Source organism: Streptomyces sp. NPDC050619 (assembly GCF_040654815.1).
Classification (GTDB): domain Bacteria; phylum Actinomycetota; class Actinomycetes; order Streptomycetales; family Streptomycetaceae; genus Streptomyces.
In genome coordinates this window covers 1-20,167 of the sequence record NZ_JBFAIR010000016.1, presented here as the reverse complement: position 1 = coordinate 20,167, position 20,167 = coordinate 1, and the positions used below count along the sequence as shown (strand labels likewise).

Sequence of the window (20,167 nt, the reverse complement as noted above, 5' to 3'; positions counted from 1 at the left end):
GCCATCCTGTCCGCCTACGCTGCCGGTCATGCATCCCGCACTCGCCGCCGATCTGGTCCGGCTTCCCGAGCTTCTCCAGTCCGCCCGCGACCTCGCCGCCGGGGAGTTGGCCGGGCTGTCCGACCGACCGGTCGTCCACCTCGGCGAGGCGCCCGGCCGTGCGGCTCTTCCGGCCGAGGGAGCCGGGGCCGAGGGCGCCCTGGCGCGGTTCGCCGAGCGGTGGGCGCCGGGTTTCTCCGGCTCGGCGGGTCCGCGCTACCTGGGCTTCGTGACGGGCGGTGCGACGCCCGCGTCGGTCGCCGGGGACTGGCTGACGAGCGCCTACGACCAGAACGGGTCCGGGGCGGCCGGCTCCTGGGCGACGGCCCTGGAGCGGGAGACGGTGGCCTGGCTGCGGGAGCTGTTCGGGCTCGGCGAGGCGCACGGCGGAGCCTTCGTGACCGGCGCGACCGTGTCGAACACGGTGGGGCTGGCCGTCGCCCGCGAATGGCTGGGCGAGCGGCTGGGCGTGTCCGTGTCGCGGGACGGCGCCGCCGCGCTGGGGCCGGTCGAGGTGCTGTCGGGCAGTGCGCACTCCAGCATCGGCAAGTCGCTGTCCGTGCTGGGCATCGGCCGGGACCGGCTGCGGCAGGTGCCCGTGCGGACCGGGGGCCGCGAGGCCGTGGACGTCGCCGCACTCGACGCCGCGCTGACTGAGCTCGGCGGGCGGCCCGCGATCGTGGTGGCGAACGCCGGGACCGTGAACACCGTCGACTTCGACGACCTGCGGGCGATCGCGGCCCTGAAGGAGCGGCACGAGTTCTGGCTCCACGTGGACGCCGCGTTCGGCGCCTTCGCCGCGCTCTCCCCCGCGTACGCGCATCTCGTCGCCGGGCTGGACGCGGCGGACTCGGTCTGCGTCGACCTGCACAAGTGGCTCAACGTGCCCTATGACGCGGCCGTCCAGTTCACCCGCCGCCCGGACCTCCAGGTGGCGGTCTTCCACAACGCGTCGCCGTATCTGGGACTGCCCACCGGGGAGCCCGACTTCGTGCATCTGACGCCGGAGAACTCCCGGCGGCTGCGGGCCCTGCCGGCGTGGTTCTCCCTGGTGGCGTACGGGCGTGCCGGGCACCGCGAGATCGTCGAGCGCAATGTCGCGCTCGCCCGGGCGCTGGGCGAGGGCATCGCGGCGGTCGAGGGCCTGCGGCTGTCGGCGCCGGTCCGCCTCAACGTCGTCTGCTTCACCCTGGCCGACGAGCCGACCCAGGAGCGGGTCGACGCGCTGGCGCGGGCGGTGGCCGCGTCCGGCGAGACGTTCCTGACGCCGACCGTGTACGACGGCACTCCGGCGCTGCGGGCGGCCTTCAGCAACTGGCGGACCAAGGAGGGCGACGGGGAGCGGGTGCTGAGCGCCCTCGCGCAGGCCTCGGCGGGGCTCAGGCGTTCCCAGGGCGGTTGACCGCGAGGCGGAATCCCGTGTTGACCGCGGTGAGGCCGCCGTCGACGGTGAGGGTGGTCCCGGTGATCCAGGACGCGTCGCGCGAGGCGAGGAAGGCGACGGCCGCCGCGATGTCCTCCGGTTCGCCGACCCGGCCGAGCGGATACAGCTCGCGCACCGCTTCCAGGTCGTCCTCCCGGCCCTCCCAGGGCGTCGTACGGACGGTGCCCGGCGCCACGAGGTTGACGCGGACACCGCGCGCGGCGGCGTGTCCGGCGAGCGTGCGGGTCAGGGAGCCGAGGCCCGCCTTGGCGGCGCTGTAGGCGTGGTTGCCGAAGTCCTGGAGGCCGTTGACGGAGCCGATGCTGACGACGGCGCCGCGTCCGGAGGCCGCCAGGTGCGGGAGGGCCGCGCGGGCGCAGCGGTAGGCGCCGGTCAGGGTGACGTCCAGGTCGCGTGCCCACACCTCGTCGGGCTCGTCCTCGAAGAGCGGGGTGTCGGGGGTGCAGCTGTAGGCGTTGTTGACGAGGACGTCGAGGGAGCCGAAGGCGGTGACGGCGTGGGCGACGGCCGCCTCGACGGAATCCCGGTCCGCCACGTCGCACACCCGCGCCTCGGCCACGAGCCCTTGTTCGCGCAGGCGCGCCGCGGTCTTCTCCGCCGCGGGCGGGTCCACGTCGGTCACCAGCACCCGCGCCCCCTCCTCGGCGAACCGCCGCGCGGTGGCAGCGCCGATGCCGCGGGCCGCACCCGTGACGAGAACTCCGTACTTGGCGAAACGCCTTGTGTCCGTCATGGGGCAAAAGGTAGTGCCGGAACGATCACGCCGCACAGGAGCTGCACGAACTGCATGAACTGCGCGAACTCACCGGTACCCGGTCGTGTCCGCCGGTTTGCCCGTGTCCTGGACCTCGACCAGGTAGCGCCAGGCGTCCGGACGGCTGCCGTCGAGGTCCGTGAAGCCGTAGGCCTGGGCGAGGGAGCCGCTGGAGAGGGACTCGCCGTTCCAGCGCGCCACGTCCGGGTCGGCGGCGAGGGCGGCGACGGCGCGGCCGACGTAGCGCGGTGTCTCGGAGATGGCGAAGTGGGGGACGCGGTCGAGGGCGTCGCGCCAGTTGTCCTCGCGGACCCCGAAGTTGTCGAGCATCATCTCCGAGCGCAGCCAGCCGGGGGTGAGCGCGACGGCGGTGGCGCCGCGTGGTCCGAGTTCGTGGCCGAGGGCGAAGGCCATGCGCAGGACGGACGCCTTGGCGAGGTCGTAGAAGAAGTTGACGCGGTAGGTGTCGCTGTTGTACTCGGCGGTTCCGTCGGTCATCTCGACCACCAGCCCACCGCGGTGGCGCAGCAGCAGGGGCAGGGCGTGGTGGCTGGTGATCGCGTGTGTCTCGACCGCGAGCCGGAGCAGTCTGAGGCCCTTGTCGAGGTCGTGCTCCCAGACGGGGCTGTCCCAGGCGAAGAGCTTCTCGCCGCCCCAGATGTCGTTGACGAGGACGTCGAGGCGGCCCTGTTCGTCCGCGATGCGGTCCACGAGCGTGCGGACCTGTGCCGGGTCGAGGTGGTCGGTCGGTACGGCGATGCCGTGGCCGCCCGCCGCGGTGACGAGGTCGGCGGTGTCCTCGATGGTCTCGGGGCGGTCGTACTCGGAACGGCGGGTGCGGGTGGTGCGTCCGGTGACGTAGACGGTGGCCCCGGCCGCTCCGAGTTCCACGGCGATGCCGCGTCCGGCTCCGCGTGTCGCTCCGGCGACCAGGGCGATCTTGCCTTTCAGCTTGCCTGGCTTGTCTTCCAGCGGCTGTGACATGTCCGGCCTCCCGTATGCCCGATGTGCCCGATGTCGTTCCGAGCATGACGCAGAAGCCGGACATCTCCTGTCGCCTTTTACGCCCGGGTCACCTGGTCGTACGCAGTTTCTCGTCCAGCGCTCCGAAGTCCGCGAGGAACCAGATGTGGCCGCCATGATTCGTCTCGTGGACGAAGTCGCGCAGGGCCGTGCTCCCGCTGACGTGGCGGGAGACGTCCCCTACGACGGCGAGGCGCACGCCGTGCAGGCGCACGACGTCGTCCAAGGACTCGGCGGCTTCGTCAGTGGCCACGGGCGATCCACTCCTCGAGGTGCGGGGCCTCCGCGCCGATGGTCGTCGGGTCGCCGTGGCCGGTGAGGACCTTCGTCTCGGGCGGGAGGGCCAGGAGGCGGTCGCGGATCGAGTCGATGATCGTCGGGAAGTGGGAGTAGGAGCGGCCGGTGGCGCCCGGCCCGCCGTTGAAGAGGGTGTCGCCGGTGAAGACGGTGGCCAGGCCCGGGGCATACAGGCAGACCGCGCCGGGCGCGTGTCCGGGGGTGTGCGGCACCCTCAGATCGGCGCCGGCGGCCTCGATGACCTGGCCGTCGAGGAGGCGGGCGTCGGGATCCCGGTCCGGATGGGTCTGCTTCCACAGCGGCAGATCGTCGTGGTGGAGCCAGATGGTGGCTCCGGTGCGCTCGGCGAGGGCGGGCGCGGCGTCGATGTGGTCGTTGTGGGCGTGGGTGCACACGATGGCGGTCAGCCGGCGGTCGCCGACGGCCTCGGCGATGGCGTCGGCGTCGTGGGCGGCGTCGATGACGATCACCTCGTGGTCGTCGCCGACGATCCACACGTTGTTGTCGACGTCCCAGGTGCCGCCGTCGAGCGTGAACTGGCCGGAGGTGACGAGGCGTTCGATGCGGGCGGCCATCACAGCATCACCACCGAGCGCAGGACGTCGCCGCCGTGCATCCGCTCGAAGGCCTTCTCCACATCGGTGAGTTCGATCGTCTCGGACACGAACGCGCCCAGATCCAGGCGGCCTTGCAGATGCAGGTCGATCAGCATGGGGAAGTCGCGGGAGGGCAGGCAGTCGCCGTACCAGGAGGACTTCAGGGCGCCGCCGCGGCCGAACACGTCCAGGAGCGGGAGTTCGAGCTTCATCTCGGGCGTGGGCACGCCGACCAGGACGACCGTGCCGGCCAGGTCGCGGGCGTAGAAGGCCTGCTGGTAGGTCTCCGGACGGCCGACGGCCTCGATGACGACGTCGGCACCGAAGCCGCCGGTCAGTTCGCGGATGGCCTCGACCGGGTCGCTCGAGCGGGAGTTGACCGTGTGGGTGGCGCCCATCGAGCGCGCGGTCTCCAGTTTGCGGTCGTCGATGTCGACGGCGATGATCTTCGCGGCGCCCGCCAGGTTGGCTCCGGCGATCGCCGCGTCGCCGACGCCGCCGCAGCCGATGACCGCGACCGTGTCGCCCCGGCCCACGCTCCCGGTGTTGATCGCGGCGCCGATGCCGGCCATCACACCGCAGCCCAGCAGCCCCGCCACCTGCGGCGCCACGGACGCGTCGACCTTGGTGCACTGCCCGGACGCGACCAGGGTCTTCTCGGCGAAGGCGCCGATCCCGAGCGCCGGGGACAGCTCCTGGCCGGTCGCGGCGAGGGTCATCTTCTGGTCGGCGTTGTGGGTGTCGAAGCAGTACCAGGGGCGCCCGCGCAGACAGGCGCGGCACCGCCCGCACACCGCACGCCAGTTGAGGATCACGAAGTCACCGGGGGCCACGTCGGTCACGCCGTCGCCCACCGACTCCACCACCCCGGCCGCCTCGTGCCCCAGCAGGAACGGGAAGTCGTCACTGATGCCGCCCTGCTTGTAGTGCAGGTCGGTGTGGCAGACCCCGCAGGCCTGCACCTGCACCACAGCCTCCCCGGGGCCCGGATCGGGCACGACGATCGTCTCCACCCGCACCGGCTCGTCCTTGCCCGGTGCGATCACGCCGCGTACTTCCTGCGCCATGGTGCTGGCTCCTTCCATCGACTTCCGTCGACTTCCATCGACCCATCCGTCCCTGCTCCGACCCTACGTGTGAATGATCGGTAACGGCACGACATCATGAGCCTCGCGGGAGCCTCATACCGAGCCGGCCTCCGGACGCCGCGCGACGAAGACGAACTCGCGGCCCGGGCGGTCGGGAGCGTCACGCACGTCCTCCACCAGGTATCCCTGCGCGAGCAGATCCGCCTCGACCTCCCGCCGCTCTCGGAAGCGCAACGTCGACTCCGAGGTCAGCACCTGTCCGTCCGCGGCGAACGCATAGGTCGAGCGGAACGTCACCAGCGGCTCGTTCACCTCGACCAGCTCGCCCCAGTTCTCGACCGTGCCGACGCCCGGGATCTCCGTCACCTGGTACGTGGACTCGCGGTTCCACTCCTCCCAGGCGCGCCGTGCCGGATCCCGGGTCTCGAACACCAGATGCCCGCCCGGCCGCAGTGCCGCGTAGGCCCCGCGCAGGGTCTCGCGCCAGGTCCACGGATCGACGACGGCCTGGGCGGCGTTCCCCGTCATGGTCGCGAGGTCGACGCGCAGCGGCGGCAGTGCCGTCGCGTCACCGTGGATCCAGCGCACCCCTGCGCCGCCCGGTTTGCCCCGGGCCACGTCGAGGGACGCCTCGGCGGGATCGACTCCGACGACCTCGATCCCGCGTTCGGCCAGCAGGAGCGCGAGCACGCCTGTCCCGCAGCCGATGTCCAGCACCTGGCGTGCCCCGAACTCCTCCGCGATGCGGACATACGCGTCGAGATCGCCGCGGTCGGGGTCGAGCGGGTCGTAGACCGCGGCGAGCCGGGGCACTTCGAAGCACTCGTCAGCCATGCGGCCGACGCTATGTGCGGCCGGCTCCGGCCGGCCACTCGGTTTCGCCCTCGGCCGCCCGCACCGTGACGAACCAGGCAGGCGCCGTACGAGGGCGCCGACGTAGCCTGGTGGCTCCGACAGACACCCAAGGAGCCCCGTGAGCATCGCCACGACGGAGACCGGCCCGCCCACCTGGCGCCTGCTCCTCGGATACGTCCGACCGCACAAGTGGGCCCTGCTGGCGGGCGCGCTGCTCTCGCTGGTCACGGGCGGCACGGGGCTGCTGCTGCCGTTGGTGGCGCGGGAGTTGATCGACGACCTGTCGCACGACCGGACCATCACCGGGGCCTTGGTCCTCATGTCGGTGCTCGTGGTCGCCAACTCGGCGCTGGGCGCGCTGGGTTCGTACACCCTGCGGCGCACCGCCGAGTCCGTCGTGCTCGGCGCGCGGCGCGCCCTGTCGTCGTATCTGCTGCGGCTGCGCGTCGCGGCCGTGGACCGCACCGAACCGGGCGACCTGATGGCCCGCATCACCTCGGACACCACTCTCCTGCGCGAGGTCACCACCGACTCACTGGTGGGCCTGGGCACCGGGGGGCTCACGCTCGTCGCCACGGTGGTCATGATGGGTCTGGTGGATCCGGTGCTGCTCGGGGTCACACTGGCGGTGATCGCGGGCGCGGGCGTAGTCCTCGGCGTGATCGTGCCGCACATCAACCGGGCCAGTCGGCAGGCGCAGGACGCGGTCGGTGTGATGGGCGCCTCGCTGGAGCGGACCCTGGGCGCGCTGCGCACGGTGAAGGCGTCCGGCGCCGAGCACCGCGAGGAGCTGACGCTGCACGCGGCAGCCGAGGAGTCGTGGCGGCAGAGCGTGCGCGCCGCCAAGTGGTCGGCGGCGGCGGGCAATACGGCGGGGCTGGCGATGCAGATCGCCTTCATCACGGTCCTCGCGGTCGGCGGGGCGCGGGTCGCGACCGGCGCCATAGACGTCGGCACGCTGGTCGCCTTCCTGCTGTACGTCTTCTACCTGATGTCGCCGATCCAGCAGGTCGTAGGCGCGATCACGCAGTACCAGTCGGGCGCCGCGGCCCTCACCCGCATCCAGGAGGCGCTGCACCTGCCGTCCGAACCGGCGGCCCGGCCCGCGCCGTTGCCCTCCCCCGGCGCCGAGCCCGCCGCGCTCGCCTTCACCGACGTCCGCTTCCGGTACGCCGACGACCTGCCGTACGTCCACCACGGAGTGACGTTCGCCGTGCCCGCGCAGGGCATGACGGCGTTCGTCGGCCCGTCCGGCGCGGGCAAGACCACCGTCTTCTCGCTCATCGAGCGGTTCTACGACCCCGAGTCGGGCACCATCACCCTCGACGGCCGGGATCTCGCGGACTGGGAGCTGTCCGGGCTCCGTTCCGCGATCGGCTATGTGGAGCAGGACGCGCCGGTGCTGTCGGGTTCGCTGCGGGACAATCTGCTGCTGGGCAATCCGGAGGCGGACGACGCCGCGCTCACCCGCGTGGTGAAGACGACCCGGCTTGACGGACTGGTCGCCCGGCTGCCCAGCGGTCTGGACACGCTGGTGGGGCACCGCGGCACCAAGCTGTCGGGCGGCGAGCGCCAGCGCGTCGCCATCGCCCGCGCCCTGCTGCGCCGGCCCCGGCTGCTTCTCCTGGACGAGGCGACGTCGCAGTTGGACGCGGTGAACGAGGCGGCGCTGCGCGACACGGTGGCGGATGTGGCGCGTACGACCACCGTTCTGGTCGTCGCCCACCGGCTGTCCACGGTGACGATGGCCGACCGGATCGTCGTCATGGACGCGGGCCGGGTGCGGGCGGTGGGCACGCATCGGGAACTGGTGGGCGCCGACCCGCTGTACGCGGAACTTGCCGCCACGCAGTTCCTGGCGACGGTCGACTGACCTTGCCCTGAGCGCTCGCTCAGTCCTCCAGCCTGCGCAGCCGTTCCGCGTCGCAGGTGCGGGGACAGGTCACGCAGGCCTCGTCCGGCCGGATCGTGTAGAAGAGACAGCAGCCGGCGCGGGTACGGGTGGCGTGCCGTCGGCCGTCGTCACCCTCCAGGTAGCGGAAGTCCGCGCCGGCGGGGTACGGGGGCACGGCGGCCGGCAGGACGTCGGTGGCGGCGCGCAGGGCGACGTCCTCCTCGCCGAGCATGCGGCCGAGGTACCAGATACCGGAGACGAGATCGTCCGAGACCATGCCCCACAGGGTGCGCGACCCGCGTCGCACCCAGGGGCCGAGCGCGGTCAGGAGCGGCCGCATGTGATCGGCGACCGCCATCCTCAACGCGGCCCGCAGCTGCTCTTCCTGAGGGAGCGTCAGCACTCCAGGGCGGGCGGCCAGGGGATCGTCTGCGAGGCAGGCGAGTGCGGTGCCGGGCGTGATCGTATACGTGCCCGAGGCGAGGTCCAGCCGTATCTCCTCGGGCCGGATGCTGGGCACCCGGCGTTCGAGGTACCAGACGCCGCCCATCAGGAGCCCGACGGACCAGGCGTAGTCGTGGAGGGCGCGGGTGGCGGCGACATCGCGGCGCGGGACGGTTCCGTAGCGGTCCTGGACGCGGGCGGCCTCGGCCTCGACGAAGGCGTCGAGCGCGGCTTGATCCGAGATCAACTCGGCGGTCGACACGCCCGCTTGAGTGGTCTCGCCGCCCGGTTCCCCGACCCGCACGGTGAGCGCTTCACAGACATCGGCCAGTCGCCGGTAGACCTCGGAAAGGGCATGGGCGACGGCACCGGTCGGCGGAGTCTTCAGGGCCACGGGCATCGGAGCTCCAGGGCAGGGAGTGCGTACGGAAATCTACGAAGGCAAGGCTTACCTTACCCCTAAGATCAATCGACGGTGATCAAGGAGCTCCCGCTTTGAGAACTAAGCCAAGGCTCACCTAAGCTCACGCTTCGTGACTGCGACCCCATGGGGCGCACCCGCCACACCCGCCAGCGGAAGTTGTTCCTCAGTCATGCGCCTGTACCTGCTTGCCCTCAATCCGACGGACTCCGTCACCGAGGGTTTCCTGCCCGCCGCCGGCCGGCTGAGCCTGGACGTCACCGTCCTCACCGACCAACCCGACGCGCACCGCGCCAGGTATCCGGACGTGGAGATCCTGGAGTGCGACGTCCGCGACGTCCGGGCCGTGATCAGGCGGATCTCCACGCATCACCGGCCCGATGCCGTCTTCACCAACAGCGACCACCTCCAGACCCAGGCCGCCCTCGCCGCCGTCTACTTCGGGCTCCCCGCAAAGGACTGGCGGGCCGCCCTGCGCACCAAGGACAAGGCCGAGATGCGGCGCCGGCTCGCCGCCGCCGGCGTGGACACCGTGTGGTCGGCGGAGATCACCGAACCCGCCGCGCTCGACGCTCCGTACCCCTGCGTGGTCAAGCCGCGCGAGGGCGTGGCCAGCGAGGACGTGGTTCTCGTCGGATACGCGGAAGAGCTGGTCACGTGCTCCAAGGAGATCCTGGACCGGCGCCCGGGTGCCGTGCTGGTGGTCGAGGAGTATCTCCCCGGCGAGCTGTACACCCTGGAGACCCTCGGCGACCAAGACGTGCGCCATGTCCTGGGCGGCTTCCACACCGAGGTGTCGCCGCCGCCGTACTTCATCGAGGAGAGCCTCACCTTCGTCCCGGCGCACCCCGAGCCGGTCGTCGCGGGGGTGCTGGAGCAACTGGACGCGCTGGGCGTCGGGTTCGGCGCCTGCCACACCGAGTTCGTGGTGCACGCGGGACGGGCGCGGCTCATCGAGGTCAACTACCGTGCCATCGGCGACCAGTGCGATCTGCTGCTGGCCCGGCTGCTGGGCATCCCGCTCTTCGAGCACATCCTGCGCACCCACCTCGGCGAGCCGCTCCCCGCCGACCTGGGCGCCCGCAGCGACGGTGCCGCTCGTGTGGACTACCCGTGCGCCGACCGGGCCGGACTCCTCACCGACGCCCCGGCCGCCACCGAACTCACCGTGGACGACGTCCATCTGACGTACCGTCCGCTGCGTGCGGTGGGCGAGCGGCACGCGCTGTACCGAACCAACCGCGACTACCTCGGCGTACTGCGGGCCGTCGGCACCGACCAGCCGGCGGTCGACCGTGTCTCGGCCGAGTTCCTGGCCGCGCGGCGCTGGGAGATCCAGCCGTGACCGCGACCCCGACCACCACGGACAGCTGCGAGACCGAACTGCTCACCCGTGTGCTCAGCGCCCTCCTGCGCGAGGACGTGGTCGGACTGCGCACGCGCAGCACCCTCGTGGCCCGGCCGGACGGTCACTGGCTGCGGCTGCCGACCGAGGGCGAGGACGCCCTGCTGCTGCCCGTCGCCGAGGACGGGTACCAGTGCGTGTACGCCGCTCGGCGGCCCCTCCTGCTGCGCGAGTCGGACGGCGGTGAGCTGACCTCGTACGCGAGTGTGCTCGGCGCGCTGCGGGCGCTCGCCGAGCCCGAGGACCGGGGCGGCTTCGACGCGTTCGCCGAGGAGTGCCGCCAGACGCTGGCGACCGTGCGGCTGCACGCGGCGACGGGGGCGGAGCTCCTGCGGAGGCTCGGGAACTGGACCGGCCTGCGCGGCGGCCTGTCGTACGACGCCCTGGCCGCCCGCCTCGACCATCCCGTCTATCCGACCGCCCGGGGCCGCTCGGGGCTGACGGAGGAACAACTGCGGTCGTACGCACCGGAGTTCCATCCGCGGTTCCCACTGCGCTGGATCGCGGTACCCCGCGCGGCGGTCTCCCTGACGGGCACGCTTCCGCAGTTCTGGCCCACACCGGCGACGCTCGGTCTGCCCGAGGTACAGGACACCCATGTGGCCCTGCCCGTCCATCCGTTGACCGTCGGCGCACTGCGGGCCGCCGGCCTCCCGGACGGCGCGTTACTCTCCGACCGGGCGTACCTGGACGTCGTACCGACGCTGTCGATGCGGACCGTGGCGACGGTCGCGGACCCGTCCGTCCACCTCAAACTCCCGCTGGCCACCGCGACCTTGGGCCTGCGGAACAGGCGGACCATCAAGCCCGGCACCCTCGCCGACGGCGCGGCGGGGCAGCGCCTGTTCGAGGCGGTGATCGCCCGTGAACCCCGCTTCCGGGACACGATCCTGCACGCCGACGAGACCACCTACGCGCACGCCGGGCACGAACTGCTCGCCGTCCTGTGCCGCCGTTACCCGGCCGGGCTCGACGACTCGACGGTCGTATCGATGGCGGCGCTCCTCGCCGAGGCCCCGGACGGACGGCCCGTCATCGATCACCTCGCCGACCGCTTCTACGGCGGCGATCCGCTCGCCCTGCTCGACGCCTGCCTGACGCTGCTGTTCGACTGGCAGGCCACGCTGTTCGGGTACGGCATCGCGCTGGAGTCGCATCAGCAGAACATCTCGCTGGTGCTGGGGCCGGGGAGTCTGCGGCTGCTGTTCAAGGACAACGACGGGCCTCGGATCAACGCCGACCGGCTGGACGCCGTACTGCCCGGGCCGTGGGGCTTCGACGACGCACGGATCTTCGGCCGGGACGACGGGCCGGTCGCCGACCTGTTCGCCACCATCACCGTCCATCTGTGCGCGGGAGCCTACGCGTTCGGGCTCCCTCGACACCGCGACACCCTGCTGGGTCTCCTACGCGACCGGCTGACGGAGGCGGTGGACCGACTCGGCTCGGACGCGGGGGCGCAGCTGCGCGCCCGGGTCCTGGACGCGCCGACGCTGCCGGTCAAGGCGATGGTCAGGGCCGGAACGCTGCTGTCCAAGGAGCGGTCGGGGGCGGCCGACATCAACAAGCACTACACCAGTGGCCCCAATTACCTGCTGCCTGCGCGGAGTTGGGCATGAGCGTCGCCGAGGCCGTGCGGATGCGGCCGCTGCCCCGCACCCAGTTGGGGCTGAGCCTGTCCTCTCCTTGCGTAGCCGTGCTGTGCCGCCGTCACCGTCGTTGTGATCGTTTCCTCCCGTTGAAGTTCCGCACCCGCTGGAGCCGTTGATGCCCACGCTGACCCACTCGCCCGCAAGCTCCACCGAGCTGTCGAGCGCGCTCGCTCCCGGGGGAACCCCCGTCGCACCGGCCGGGCTGCCCGCCGCCGACGAGGTGGTGGCCCACACCCTCTTGAACTGCCTGCTGCGCGAGGTGTCGGGGCCCGAGCACCAGTCCGTCGTCAGCGACGGGCGGTTGTTGCTGCGGCTGCCCCGCCGCGGGGTCCTGCTGCGCGTGGCCCTGCGCCGTACCTCGCTGATCGGCGCACACCGGTTCACCGGGCCGGTGCGGGAGCGGCGTGACGGCGGCTGGGCGGAGGTGGACTGGCGGCACCTGGCCGAGTACGCGCACGACGAGCTGTGGCTGCGTACCGGGGTGCGCAACGAGGAGTTCCTGGAGCAGGTCGCCTCCAGCCACGAGGCGATCGCGACCACGCTGTCCGCTACGCGGGCCGACCGGTCCCCGAAGGACCTGTCCGCCTACCTCGCCTCCGAGCAGTCGCTGCTGTTCGGGCACCGCTTCCACCCGACGCCCAAGGCCCGCTCCGGCGACCCGCGCGCCTGGTGCGCGTACGCGCCGGAGACCGGCGCAGTCTTCCCGCTGCGGCACCTCGCCGTCCGGTCCCACCTGATCGCCGAGGAGTACGCCGAGCCGTCGTCGCTCGCCCCGCTGGACCGGCAGCGCGGGGACGTCCCGGACGGCTACCGGCTGCTGCCCGCCCACCCCTGGCAGTACGAGACGCTGCGGGAGCACCCGGCCCTGCGCGCGGCCCTCGACCGCGGCGACGTCCTCGACCTCGGCCCCGGCGGACAGCCCTTCGCGGCCACCGCCTCCGTGCGCACCCTGTACGACGGCGAGACGTTCCTGAAGTTCAGCCTGAACGTGCGGATCACCAACTGCCTGCGCAAGAACAGCAGTTACGAACTGCGCGGCGCGGTCGCCCTCACCCGGGCCCTGACTGCGGCCCTCACCGACCTGACCGAACGCTTTCCCGGGAGCGCGGTGCTGCGCGAACCCGCCTACCGCACGCTCGCCCTGCCCGGCCCCGACGGGACACCGGACCGCGCACTGTTCGAGGGCTTCGGCGTCATCGTCCGCGAGGGCCTGCCGCGACGGCTCGCCCCGGGCACCACTCCCCTGCTCGCCGCCGCCGTCGCCGACGAGTACCCGACCGGGCCCGCCCACGTCTCCCGCCTCCTGAAGGGTGCGGACTCCCGGCGTGCCCTCGACTGGTGGTCCGCGTACCTCGACCTCCTCGTCCCGCCCGTGCTGGCCGCCTACTTCGACCACGGACTGGTCCTCGAACCGCACCTCCAGAACGTCCTGATCTGCGTCGACGGCGACGGCATGCCCGCCCAGGTCCTCTTTCGCGACCTGGAGGGCACCAAGCTGGTCCCCGAGCACCACGCGGACACGCTCGCCGCGCTGCCGCCCGAGGTCGCGGGCCCGCTGACGTACGACGCACAGCGCGGCTGGGACCGGGTCGTGTACTGCCTGCTGGTCAACCACGTCGCCGAACTGCTCGCCGCCCTCGCCGACCTGCACCCGCGGACGGAGGCCGCGCTCTGGGGCCGGGTGCGCGCCACGCTTCGGGCGTACACGGACCGGTGCGGCTGTCCCCCGCGCCTGTCCGCCCTGCTGGCCGGGGTGCCCCTGCCCGCGAAGGCCAACCTGCTCACCCGCTGGGAGCGCAAGGCCGACCGCGAGGCCGGCTACGTCCGGCTGCCGTCACCGCTGGCCGAGGACGTCCTGGGCGGCACGGCCGGGGGTGCCCGATGACCGAACTCCTGACGACCGACCTCACGATGACCGACCTCCCGATGACCGAACCGACGCCCGCGGTCCGCGACCGCGTCCGCTCCCTGCCCGCCACCGAACTGCCCGCGTACGTCTACGACTTGGCGGCACTGCGCGAGCACGCCGCCGCCGTGCGGGACGCCCTGCCGGAACGGGTCGAGCTGTACTACGCCGCCAAGGCCAACCCCGAGCCGGAGATCCTCACCGCGCTCGGTCCGTACGTCGACGGCTACGAGGTCTCCTCGGGCGGCGAACTCGCCCACGTCGGCGGGGCCGTACCGGGGCGGCCGCTCGCCTTCGGCGGTCCCGGCAAGACGCCGGACGAGGTGACGGCCGCGCTGGAACGGGGAGTCGACCGCTTCCATGTCGAGAGCGAGTACGAGCTGCGCATGCTGGCCGAGCTGGCGCGGCGGTACGCCCCGGCTCGGCGGGTGGCAGTGCTGCCGCGCGTCAACCTGCCGGTCCCGAACGGGGCGTTGGCGGGGAGTTCGCTGGCGATGGGAGGCCGTCCGGCACCCTTCGGCATGGATCCCGGCCGGGCTTTCGAGGTCGTCAGGTCCCTCGCCGACGGCAGCCATCCGCACCTCGAACTACGGGGTGTCCACGCTCACTTGGCCAGCGGTCTGGCGGCCGAGGAGCAACTCGCGGTGGCCGAGACCGTCGTGGACTGGGCCACGAGTCTCGGTGTCCGGCTCGCCGAGGTGAACGTAGGCGGCGGCATGACCGTCGACTACGCCCGCCCGGAGCGCCGCTTCGACTGGGCCGCCTACGGCAGCGGGCTCGCCCGGCTGACCGAGGCGCACCCGGAACTCACCCTGCGTATCGAGCCGGGGCGGGCGCTGACGGCGTACTGCGGCTGGTACGCCACCGAGGTGCTGGACGTGAAGCACAGTCACGGCGAGGAGTTCGCCGTCGTCCGGGGCGGCACCCATCACCTGCGGACCCCGGCGACCAAGGGCCACGACCAGCCCTGTTCCGTGCTGGCGGTGGAATCCTGGCCGCATCCCTGGCCCCGGCCGGCCGCCGAGGGCGAATGGATCACCCTGGCCGGTCAGCTGTGCACGCCCAAGGACGTCCTGGCCCGGCGGGTGCCCGCACCCGGGCTCAGGGCCGGCGACCGGGTGGTGTTCGCACTGGCGGGTGCCTACGCGTGGAACATCTCCCATCACGAGTTCCTGATGCATCCCCAGCCCGGCTTCCATTTCCTGGACACGACGTCCGTCTGACGAGAGGGGCAAGCATGCGTCGAGGGCCGCCCGGATATCCGGACGGCCCTCGGGAAGCCTGCCGCGCGGTCAGGCCTCGACAGCGGGGAGCAGCCCGGTGACCGGGGCGACGAGGTCGGTGACCTGGTGCAGTTCGTTCAGCTTGTTCAGATCATTGACGCGGTTGAACGCGGACAACTGCTCGGAGACCCGCGGGACCTCGCCCTTGTGCTCCGCGGGAATGTCACTCAGGACGAGCGAGTCGAGCGTGGCGACGGGATTGAACCTGCCGGCGTTCGGGTCACCCGCGTCGGCCGCGTTCGCGAGAGGAGCCGCCAGGCCGGTGACGCCGACGGCAAGACCCACGGCGGCGACGATACGTCGTGTTGAGATCATGCCTTCAGCAACGGCGGCGGGCCCGCGGCGGACACGGCCGCCCGGCGCCGCTCACCCGTCAGGCGGAGCGCGCCGCCTGCGCTTGCCGAGCCCGCCGGGGCGGAGGAGCCTCGTTAGGAGAGACCCCTCGCGGCCCCTCTCCTCGCTGGGCCGCGCCCTCCGAAGGAGGTCACCATGGGCACTACGGCACGCCCCGGCTTCGACACCGAAACACTCCGCCGGGGCATCGAAGGACAGACGGCGTCGACTCTTCTGTCGCTCTACGCGGACGACGCCGAGCTCCGCATCGTGGACCACAACACCCAGCCCAGCCACCCCAAGGTCCTGCACGGCCGTGACGAGATCGCCGACATGCTCGAAGACGTCTACGGCCGCGACATGACACACAAGCTCGAGCAGTGCGTCGTCCAGGAGGACCGCGCCGCCTTCAGCGAGTCCTGCCAGTACCCCGACGGGGTACGCGTGCTCGCCGAGTCGATGGTGTCGCTGCGGGACGGCAAGATCGTCGACCAGACCATCATCCAGGCCTGGGACGAAGAAACCTAGGACCCCGTCCCTCCTCACATGGAGATCGCGCGGTTCAGGCGGACAAGGTATTCCGCTTCTGGTTGCACGCCGGCACCGAAGCGTTCCTGAACCACGGCGAGCTCGAGGTCGCGCCGCTTCGGTGATCGCGCCGCGTCGGCCGTCGCCAGTGCGTCCGGCAGCTCCTGACGGGTGAGATCCGTGCAGTAGGCGGGTGTGCCGGGCTGCTGCCGCCACGATTCCGCGAGCGGCCCCGCATCAAAGGCGTCGAACCCGGTGTCCTCAACGAGTGCCATGGCCAGGTCACGCTCTCGCTGACTGTCCGCGGCGACGGGGAGCGAGATGCGGTCCGCACTGCCCGCCGGCTTGTTCCTGTGCGCGAACGACCCGGCTCCGATCGAGTTCCACGCCTTGACGATGGGCCGGCCCAGCTGCTTGGCGGCCCACACGCTCTCGGCCTGGCCGGCCTCGATCGCCGCGACTCCGTTGTCCCGATGCGGGAAGTAGTTCGACGTGTCGATGACAACCGTGTCAGCCGGCGCCTTGGCGATCAGTGGTGCGACCTGCGGAATGCGGTCGAAGGGAATGGAGAGGATCACGGCGTCGACGTCCACTACGGCTTCCGCCGCGGTCACCGCGCGTCCGCCCGAGGACAGCACGTCCGCCTCGATCGTCTCCGGGCCGCGCGAATTGGCCGCCTTCACCTCGTGCCCGGCCGCGCTCAACCGCCTGGTCAGCGTCTTGCCGATGTTCCCGGTGCCGATAATGCCGATCTTCATGGTGAAACTCCTTGTCCGGAACGGAACCTCGGGTTTCGCCGGGGTTCCGGGGCTTGGTCCCTGCGGCGCGACCGGGGCTGCGGCGGACTGCGGACGCGGGTTGCAGTGCGGGGGACTGTGCGCTCTTCGTGTTCGTCGTGTGTGTGCGTGGCGTGCCGGCGCTGCCGCTCTCGTGTCGTTGCGTGGACGAGAGTGGCGTCGGGTGACTCAGCGGTGGGCGGCGCGGTTCATCTCGACGACGTCGTCGACGGTGGGGTTGGCGCCGAGGGCGGCGAAGCGTTGCGGGAGGCTGTCGCGGATGGCCGCGTCCTTGGCGCGGTCGGCCGCGGCCAGGGCTGCCGGCAGTTCGTCGAGGGTCAGTTCGGTGCAGTAGGCGGGGCCGTTGGGCTGCTGGCGCCAGGAGTCGGCCAGTGTGCCGGCGTCGTAGGGGTCGAAGCCGGTGTCGTCCACGAGGTGCATGGCCACCTTCCGTGCCTCCTCGGTGTCGCCGGCGACGGGGATGGCGAGGCGGCCGGGTGTTCCGGCCGGAACCCCCTTGGTCCGCTGGGTTTCGGCCAGGGCGGCGTTCCATGCCTTGACCACGGGGCGGCCGAGCTGCTCGGCGGTGTACACGCTTTCCGCCTGGCCGTGGTCCACGGCCTCGATCGGCTCGCTGAGCATGCCGGGGTAGTAGTTCGCGGTGTCGATGACCACCGTCTCGTCGGGGACCGAGGCGAACAGGCCGGCCAGCTGGCCCGCCGCCCCGAAGGGGATGGCCAGGACGATGACGTCCCGGTCCTGGACGGCGTCGGCGAGGTCCGCCGCGCGGGCCCCGGACTCGAGCACTTCCGCCCGGACGGCTTCGGGGCCGCGGGCGTTGGCCACCTGGACGTCGTGACCGGCCGTGCTGAGCTTGGCGGCGAGGTTCCCGCCGATGGCACCGGCGCCTATGACAGTAATTTTCATGATTTGTTCCTTGAATGGTTGTGCCACGCCCCTGAGGGCTGCGCGATGGGATGGCCGTGCGGTGGTGCCGTCTGGCGTTGCGGGGGTCGGGGCAGGGGTGCCGGCGGTCTAGGCCTGGGTGTCCCGCTGGCGGTAGCCGCTCGCGATGAGTGTGCGGAGCCGGTCCAGCGACTCCTCCCCGGTGCCGGTGCCTTTGATCCAGGCCACGGAGCAGGCCGCGAGGAACAGGTCGTGCCCCCGCACCGACGCGCGCACGCGCCCGGTGAGCTGCGCGGCTCGCACGTACTGGTCGGTGGCGGAGATGAGGATGTCGCAGGGAATCGTGAGCGGGTTGTCCGGCTCCTGCGCCCGGGCCGCGGCCATGAGCGGGTCCGGCAGCCCGTTGAAGGCGCTGAAGTACTCCTCCATCGCCCGCAGCCACTGCTCCAAGGCCTCGGCGGCGTCGCCGAGTTGCTCGATGTCCGCCTGGCGGGCCACGAGTTCCTCGGAGCGGGTCTGCAGCACGGCTGCCAGCAGTGCCTCCCGGGTGGGGAAGTGCCGGTACAGGGTGCCGGGCCCGACGCCCGCCTCCTTGGCCACCGCCTCCAGGGAGGTGCCGACCCCGTGCTGCAGGAAGTGACGCTGCGCGGTCTCCAGAAGGGCCGCGCGGTTGCGCTGAACGTCCGCGCGGGGTTTGCGTCCCCGCTGTTCACCGGCGCTCATGCGCCCTCCTGCCTGCCATGATCCCGCGGCCGCATCAAAACGGATGCTGCCTCCGTACGCATCCGAGAGTAAAACGGAGGCGGCATCCGGTCAAACCGGCGACCCGGCCACGGAGCCCGGACAGCGCAGGGGCCGACATATTTGGCCGTAGAGCGCAGGGCAAAAGCCGTGCGGGCCGCACCACTCCGGGGTGCCCTTGTCCGGCCCCTCCCGCGCCGAGCCCGGCCCGGTCCCCGGTCCAGGACGTCAGGGGGTGAGCTGCTGGTGCCCGATGACGGAGAGCAGTTCGAGTTTGCTGTGGCTCTCCGTGCCGGGGCGAGTGGTCAGCACCACCAGGGTCTGGGCGCGGTTCTCGGTGTACAGGAGCTGTGCGTCGACGTCGATGCGGCCGAGTTCGGGATGGAGGAGGGTCTTGCAGTCGCCGTAGCGGGCGACCTCCTGAAGTTCCCACATGCGCACGAACTCGGGGCTGTGTTCCTGGAGTTCGGCGAGGATCCGGGCGGCTCGGGGGGTGTCGCTGCCGGCTGTCAGCGCGGCCCGCAGGCGTGCCGCCTGGGCGCGGCCGTGGCGTTCGTGGGTCTCCTCGGGATACACCAGACGTTCGGCCGGGTCCATGAACCAGCGGTAGTAGCCGCTGCTGGCCAGACCGGTGTGGCGGGTCTGGTCGCCGAGCAGCGCGACGGCCAGGGGGTTCATCGCGAGGGTGTCGACCAGGTCGGTCGTTACCAGGGCCGGCGTGTCGTCCAGGCGGTCCAGGACCCGCATCAGCGTCGGGCTGACATGTTCGGAGCGCTGGAAGCGGGCCGGGGCGTTGTGGCCGATGAGGACGAAGAGATGGTCGCGTTCGTCCAGGGTCAGCCGCAGTGCCCGGGCGAGAGCCGTGGTGATCTGGACGGAGGGCTGCGGAGCACGCTCCTGTTCCAGCCGGGCGTAGTAGTCGGTGGACATGCCGGCGAGCTGCGCGACCTCCTCGCGGCGCAGCCCCTGCGTACGCCGACGCGGCCCCTCGATCAGCCCGACATCGCGGGGGCGCAACATCTCACGCCGGTGCCGCAGGAATTCCGCCAGTTCCTTCTTGTCCATGCCCCCATCCTCGCCGCATCCCGCCCGGCTATCCAGAGACCACCGATCCATGGCTGAGCAGTCCTGTCCCGCCCGCGCGAAGCCGCTCGTACGGCCGACGCCGAGGGCGCTCGCAGTCAGACGACCCGATGGTCACCTGACCCGCATGGCCTGCTGGGGAATTCGCCGACCGTCGGCGGTGCGCCGTCGAGGACACCCAGCGCTTCGGACCGGCCCCGGGCCTCGCCGCTCGCCCTGGCCGACGCGCCTGCGTGCTGTTGTTCCGCGTCGGGCATAGGTCGGCGGTCAGCTGCTGCTGATCATGGCGAGGACGTCGTCGTAGGAGCCGGTGGCCACCGCGTCGCGGATGAACCTGGCGCGCTCGACGACAATCTCCTTCGCGTCGGGCTTCTCGCGCAGCAGGTCGAGGATCTCGGTGAGGAAGTCGTCCAACGGCATGGCCTGGTCACTGTCCTGCTGGCCCAGCAGCGACGTGCGCACGCTCGGCGGGACCACCTCGATCACCTGGACACCGGCGTCAGCACCGGCGAGCTGGATGCGCAGGCTCTCGGAGAACGAGTGCAGCGCGGCCTTCGTCGCGCTGTAGGTCGGCGTGATCGGGAACGGCACGAACGCCAGCGCGGAGGTGACGTTCATGACGACCGCGTCGTCCTTGCCCCCCAGCAGCGGCAGGAATGCATACGTCATCCGGATCGTGCCGAGCAGATTGGTCGCGAC

Annotated in this window: 20 protein-coding genes; 7 read left to right on the top strand and 13 right to left on the bottom strand. The window is 71.8% G+C overall.

The genetic code is table 11. From position 1 onward, the window contains the following. Positions 1–28: 28 nt before the first annotated feature. On the top strand, positions 29–1,441 hold the full coding sequence (locus tag AB0I77_RS25450) for a pyridoxal-dependent decarboxylase (RefSeq protein WP_363284981.1): 1,413 nt from the start codon (positions 29–31) through the stop codon (positions 1,439–1,441). Here the strand turns inward: AB0I77_RS25450 and AB0I77_RS25445 are convergent. The 6 genes from AB0I77_RS25445 to AB0I77_RS25420 all read right to left on the bottom strand — a co-directional run bounded on the left by AB0I77_RS25445 (position 1,419) and on the right by AB0I77_RS25420 (position 6,075). After that, positions 1,419–2,216 (bottom strand): SDR family NAD(P)-dependent oxidoreductase, encoded by a 798-nt coding sequence (locus AB0I77_RS25445; protein ID WP_363284980.1) that lies wholly within the window; start codon positions 2,214–2,216, stop codon positions 1,419–1,421. The genes AB0I77_RS25450 and AB0I77_RS25445 overlap by 23 nt on opposite strands. Positions 2,217–2,285: 69 nt before the next feature. Further along, complete coding sequence (locus AB0I77_RS25440) at positions 2,286–3,221, bottom strand: SDR family oxidoreductase (protein ID WP_363284979.1); 936 nt, start codon at positions 3,219–3,221, stop codon at positions 2,286–2,288. Positions 3,222–3,309: 88 nt separating this feature from the next. Next, entirely contained in the window at positions 3,310–3,513 is a 204-nt protein-coding gene (locus AB0I77_RS25435) for a DUF4180 domain-containing protein (protein WP_363284978.1), read from the bottom strand. Continuing rightward, a complete protein-coding gene (locus tag AB0I77_RS25430; protein WP_363284977.1) occupies positions 3,503–4,132 on the bottom strand; it encodes an MBL fold metallo-hydrolase in 630 nt (209 codons plus the stop codon). The genes AB0I77_RS25435 and AB0I77_RS25430 overlap by 11 nt, the downstream gene beginning before the upstream one ends. Further along, positions 4,132–5,220, bottom strand: a complete 1,089-nt coding sequence (locus AB0I77_RS25425) for an S-(hydroxymethyl)mycothiol dehydrogenase (protein WP_363284976.1) — start codon at positions 5,218–5,220, stop codon at positions 4,132–4,134. The genes AB0I77_RS25430 and AB0I77_RS25425 overlap by 1 nt, the downstream gene beginning before the upstream one ends. A gap of 114 nt (positions 5,221–5,334) precedes the next feature. Next, the gene (locus AB0I77_RS25420) at positions 5,335–6,075 is read right to left on the bottom strand and encodes a class I SAM-dependent methyltransferase (protein ID WP_363284975.1); all 741 of its coding nucleotides are present in this window, start codon (positions 6,073–6,075) and stop codon (positions 5,335–5,337) included. A gap of 139 nt (positions 6,076–6,214) precedes the next feature. Between AB0I77_RS25420 and AB0I77_RS25415 the strand changes: the two genes are divergently transcribed. After that, positions 6,215–7,969 (top strand): ABC transporter ATP-binding protein, encoded by a 1,755-nt coding sequence (locus AB0I77_RS25415; RefSeq protein ID WP_363284974.1) that lies wholly within the window; start codon positions 6,215–6,217, stop codon positions 7,967–7,969. A gap of 19 nt (positions 7,970–7,988) precedes the next feature. Here AB0I77_RS25415 and AB0I77_RS25410 read toward each other — a convergent pair whose 3' ends face one another. Beyond that, on the bottom strand, positions 7,989–8,834 hold the full coding sequence (locus tag AB0I77_RS25410; RefSeq protein ID WP_363284973.1) for a (2Fe-2S)-binding protein: 846 nt from the start codon (positions 8,832–8,834) through the stop codon (positions 7,989–7,991). 193 nt (positions 8,835–9,027) lie between these two features. Between AB0I77_RS25410 and AB0I77_RS25405 the strand changes: the two genes are divergently transcribed. The 4 genes from AB0I77_RS25405 (at position 9,028) to AB0I77_RS25390 (ending at position 15,041) form a co-directional block, all read left to right on the top strand. Then, complete coding sequence (locus AB0I77_RS25405; RefSeq protein WP_363284972.1) at positions 9,028–10,200, top strand: ATP-grasp domain-containing protein; 1,173 nt, start codon at positions 9,028–9,030, stop codon at positions 10,198–10,200. Next, positions 10,197–11,879, top strand: coding sequence for an IucA/IucC family protein (locus tag AB0I77_RS25400; RefSeq protein WP_363284971.1), 1,683 nt, complete (start codon positions 10,197–10,199; stop codon positions 11,877–11,879). Before AB0I77_RS25405 ends, AB0I77_RS25400 begins: the two co-directional genes overlap by 4 nt. Positions 11,880–12,027: 148 nt before the next feature. Next, a complete protein-coding gene (locus AB0I77_RS25395; RefSeq protein ID WP_363284970.1) occupies positions 12,028–13,797 on the top strand; it encodes an IucA/IucC family protein in 1,770 nt (589 codons plus the stop codon). Positions 13,798–13,838: 41 nt separating this feature from the next. Continuing rightward, on the top strand, positions 13,839–15,041 hold the full coding sequence (locus tag AB0I77_RS25390; RefSeq protein WP_363285178.1) for a type III PLP-dependent enzyme: 1,203 nt from the start codon (positions 13,839–13,841) through the stop codon (positions 15,039–15,041). A gap of 69 nt (positions 15,042–15,110) precedes the next feature. Here AB0I77_RS25390 and AB0I77_RS25385 read toward each other — a convergent pair whose 3' ends face one another. After that, a complete protein-coding gene (locus tag AB0I77_RS25385; protein ID WP_363284969.1) occupies positions 15,111–15,416 on the bottom strand; it encodes a hypothetical protein in 306 nt (101 codons plus the stop codon). A gap of 174 nt (positions 15,417–15,590) precedes the next feature. Here AB0I77_RS25385 and AB0I77_RS25380 point away from each other — a divergent pair, with 174 nt between their 5' ends. Further along, positions 15,591–15,962, top strand: coding sequence for a nuclear transport factor 2 family protein (locus AB0I77_RS25380; RefSeq protein ID WP_363284968.1), 372 nt, complete (start codon positions 15,591–15,593; stop codon positions 15,960–15,962). Positions 15,963–15,976: 14 nt separating this feature from the next. Here AB0I77_RS25380 and AB0I77_RS25375 read toward each other — a convergent pair whose 3' ends face one another. The 5 genes from AB0I77_RS25375 to AB0I77_RS25355 form a co-directional block, all read right to left on the bottom strand. Next, positions 15,977–16,720 (bottom strand): NAD(P)-binding domain-containing protein, encoded by a 744-nt coding sequence (locus tag AB0I77_RS25375; RefSeq protein ID WP_363284967.1) that lies wholly within the window; start codon positions 16,718–16,720, stop codon positions 15,977–15,979. Between the two features lie 207 nt (positions 16,721–16,927). Next, positions 16,928–17,665 carry an NAD(P)-binding domain-containing protein gene (locus tag AB0I77_RS25370; protein WP_363284966.1) on the bottom strand — a complete coding sequence of 246 codons (738 nt, stop codon included), beginning with the start codon at positions 17,663–17,665 and terminating at the stop codon, positions 16,928–16,930. A gap of 108 nt (positions 17,666–17,773) precedes the next feature. After that, on the bottom strand, positions 17,774–18,367 hold the full coding sequence (locus AB0I77_RS25365) for a helix-turn-helix domain-containing protein (protein WP_363284965.1): 594 nt from the start codon (positions 18,365–18,367) through the stop codon (positions 17,774–17,776). A gap of 246 nt (positions 18,368–18,613) precedes the next feature. Next, complete coding sequence (locus tag AB0I77_RS25360) at positions 18,614–19,450, bottom strand: helix-turn-helix transcriptional regulator (protein ID WP_363284964.1); 837 nt, start codon at positions 19,448–19,450, stop codon at positions 18,614–18,616. A gap of 285 nt (positions 19,451–19,735) precedes the next feature. Continuing rightward, on the bottom strand, positions 19,736–20,167 hold a 432-nt coding region (locus AB0I77_RS25355; RefSeq protein ID WP_363284963.1), incomplete at its 5' end, for an SDR family NAD(P)-dependent oxidoreductase.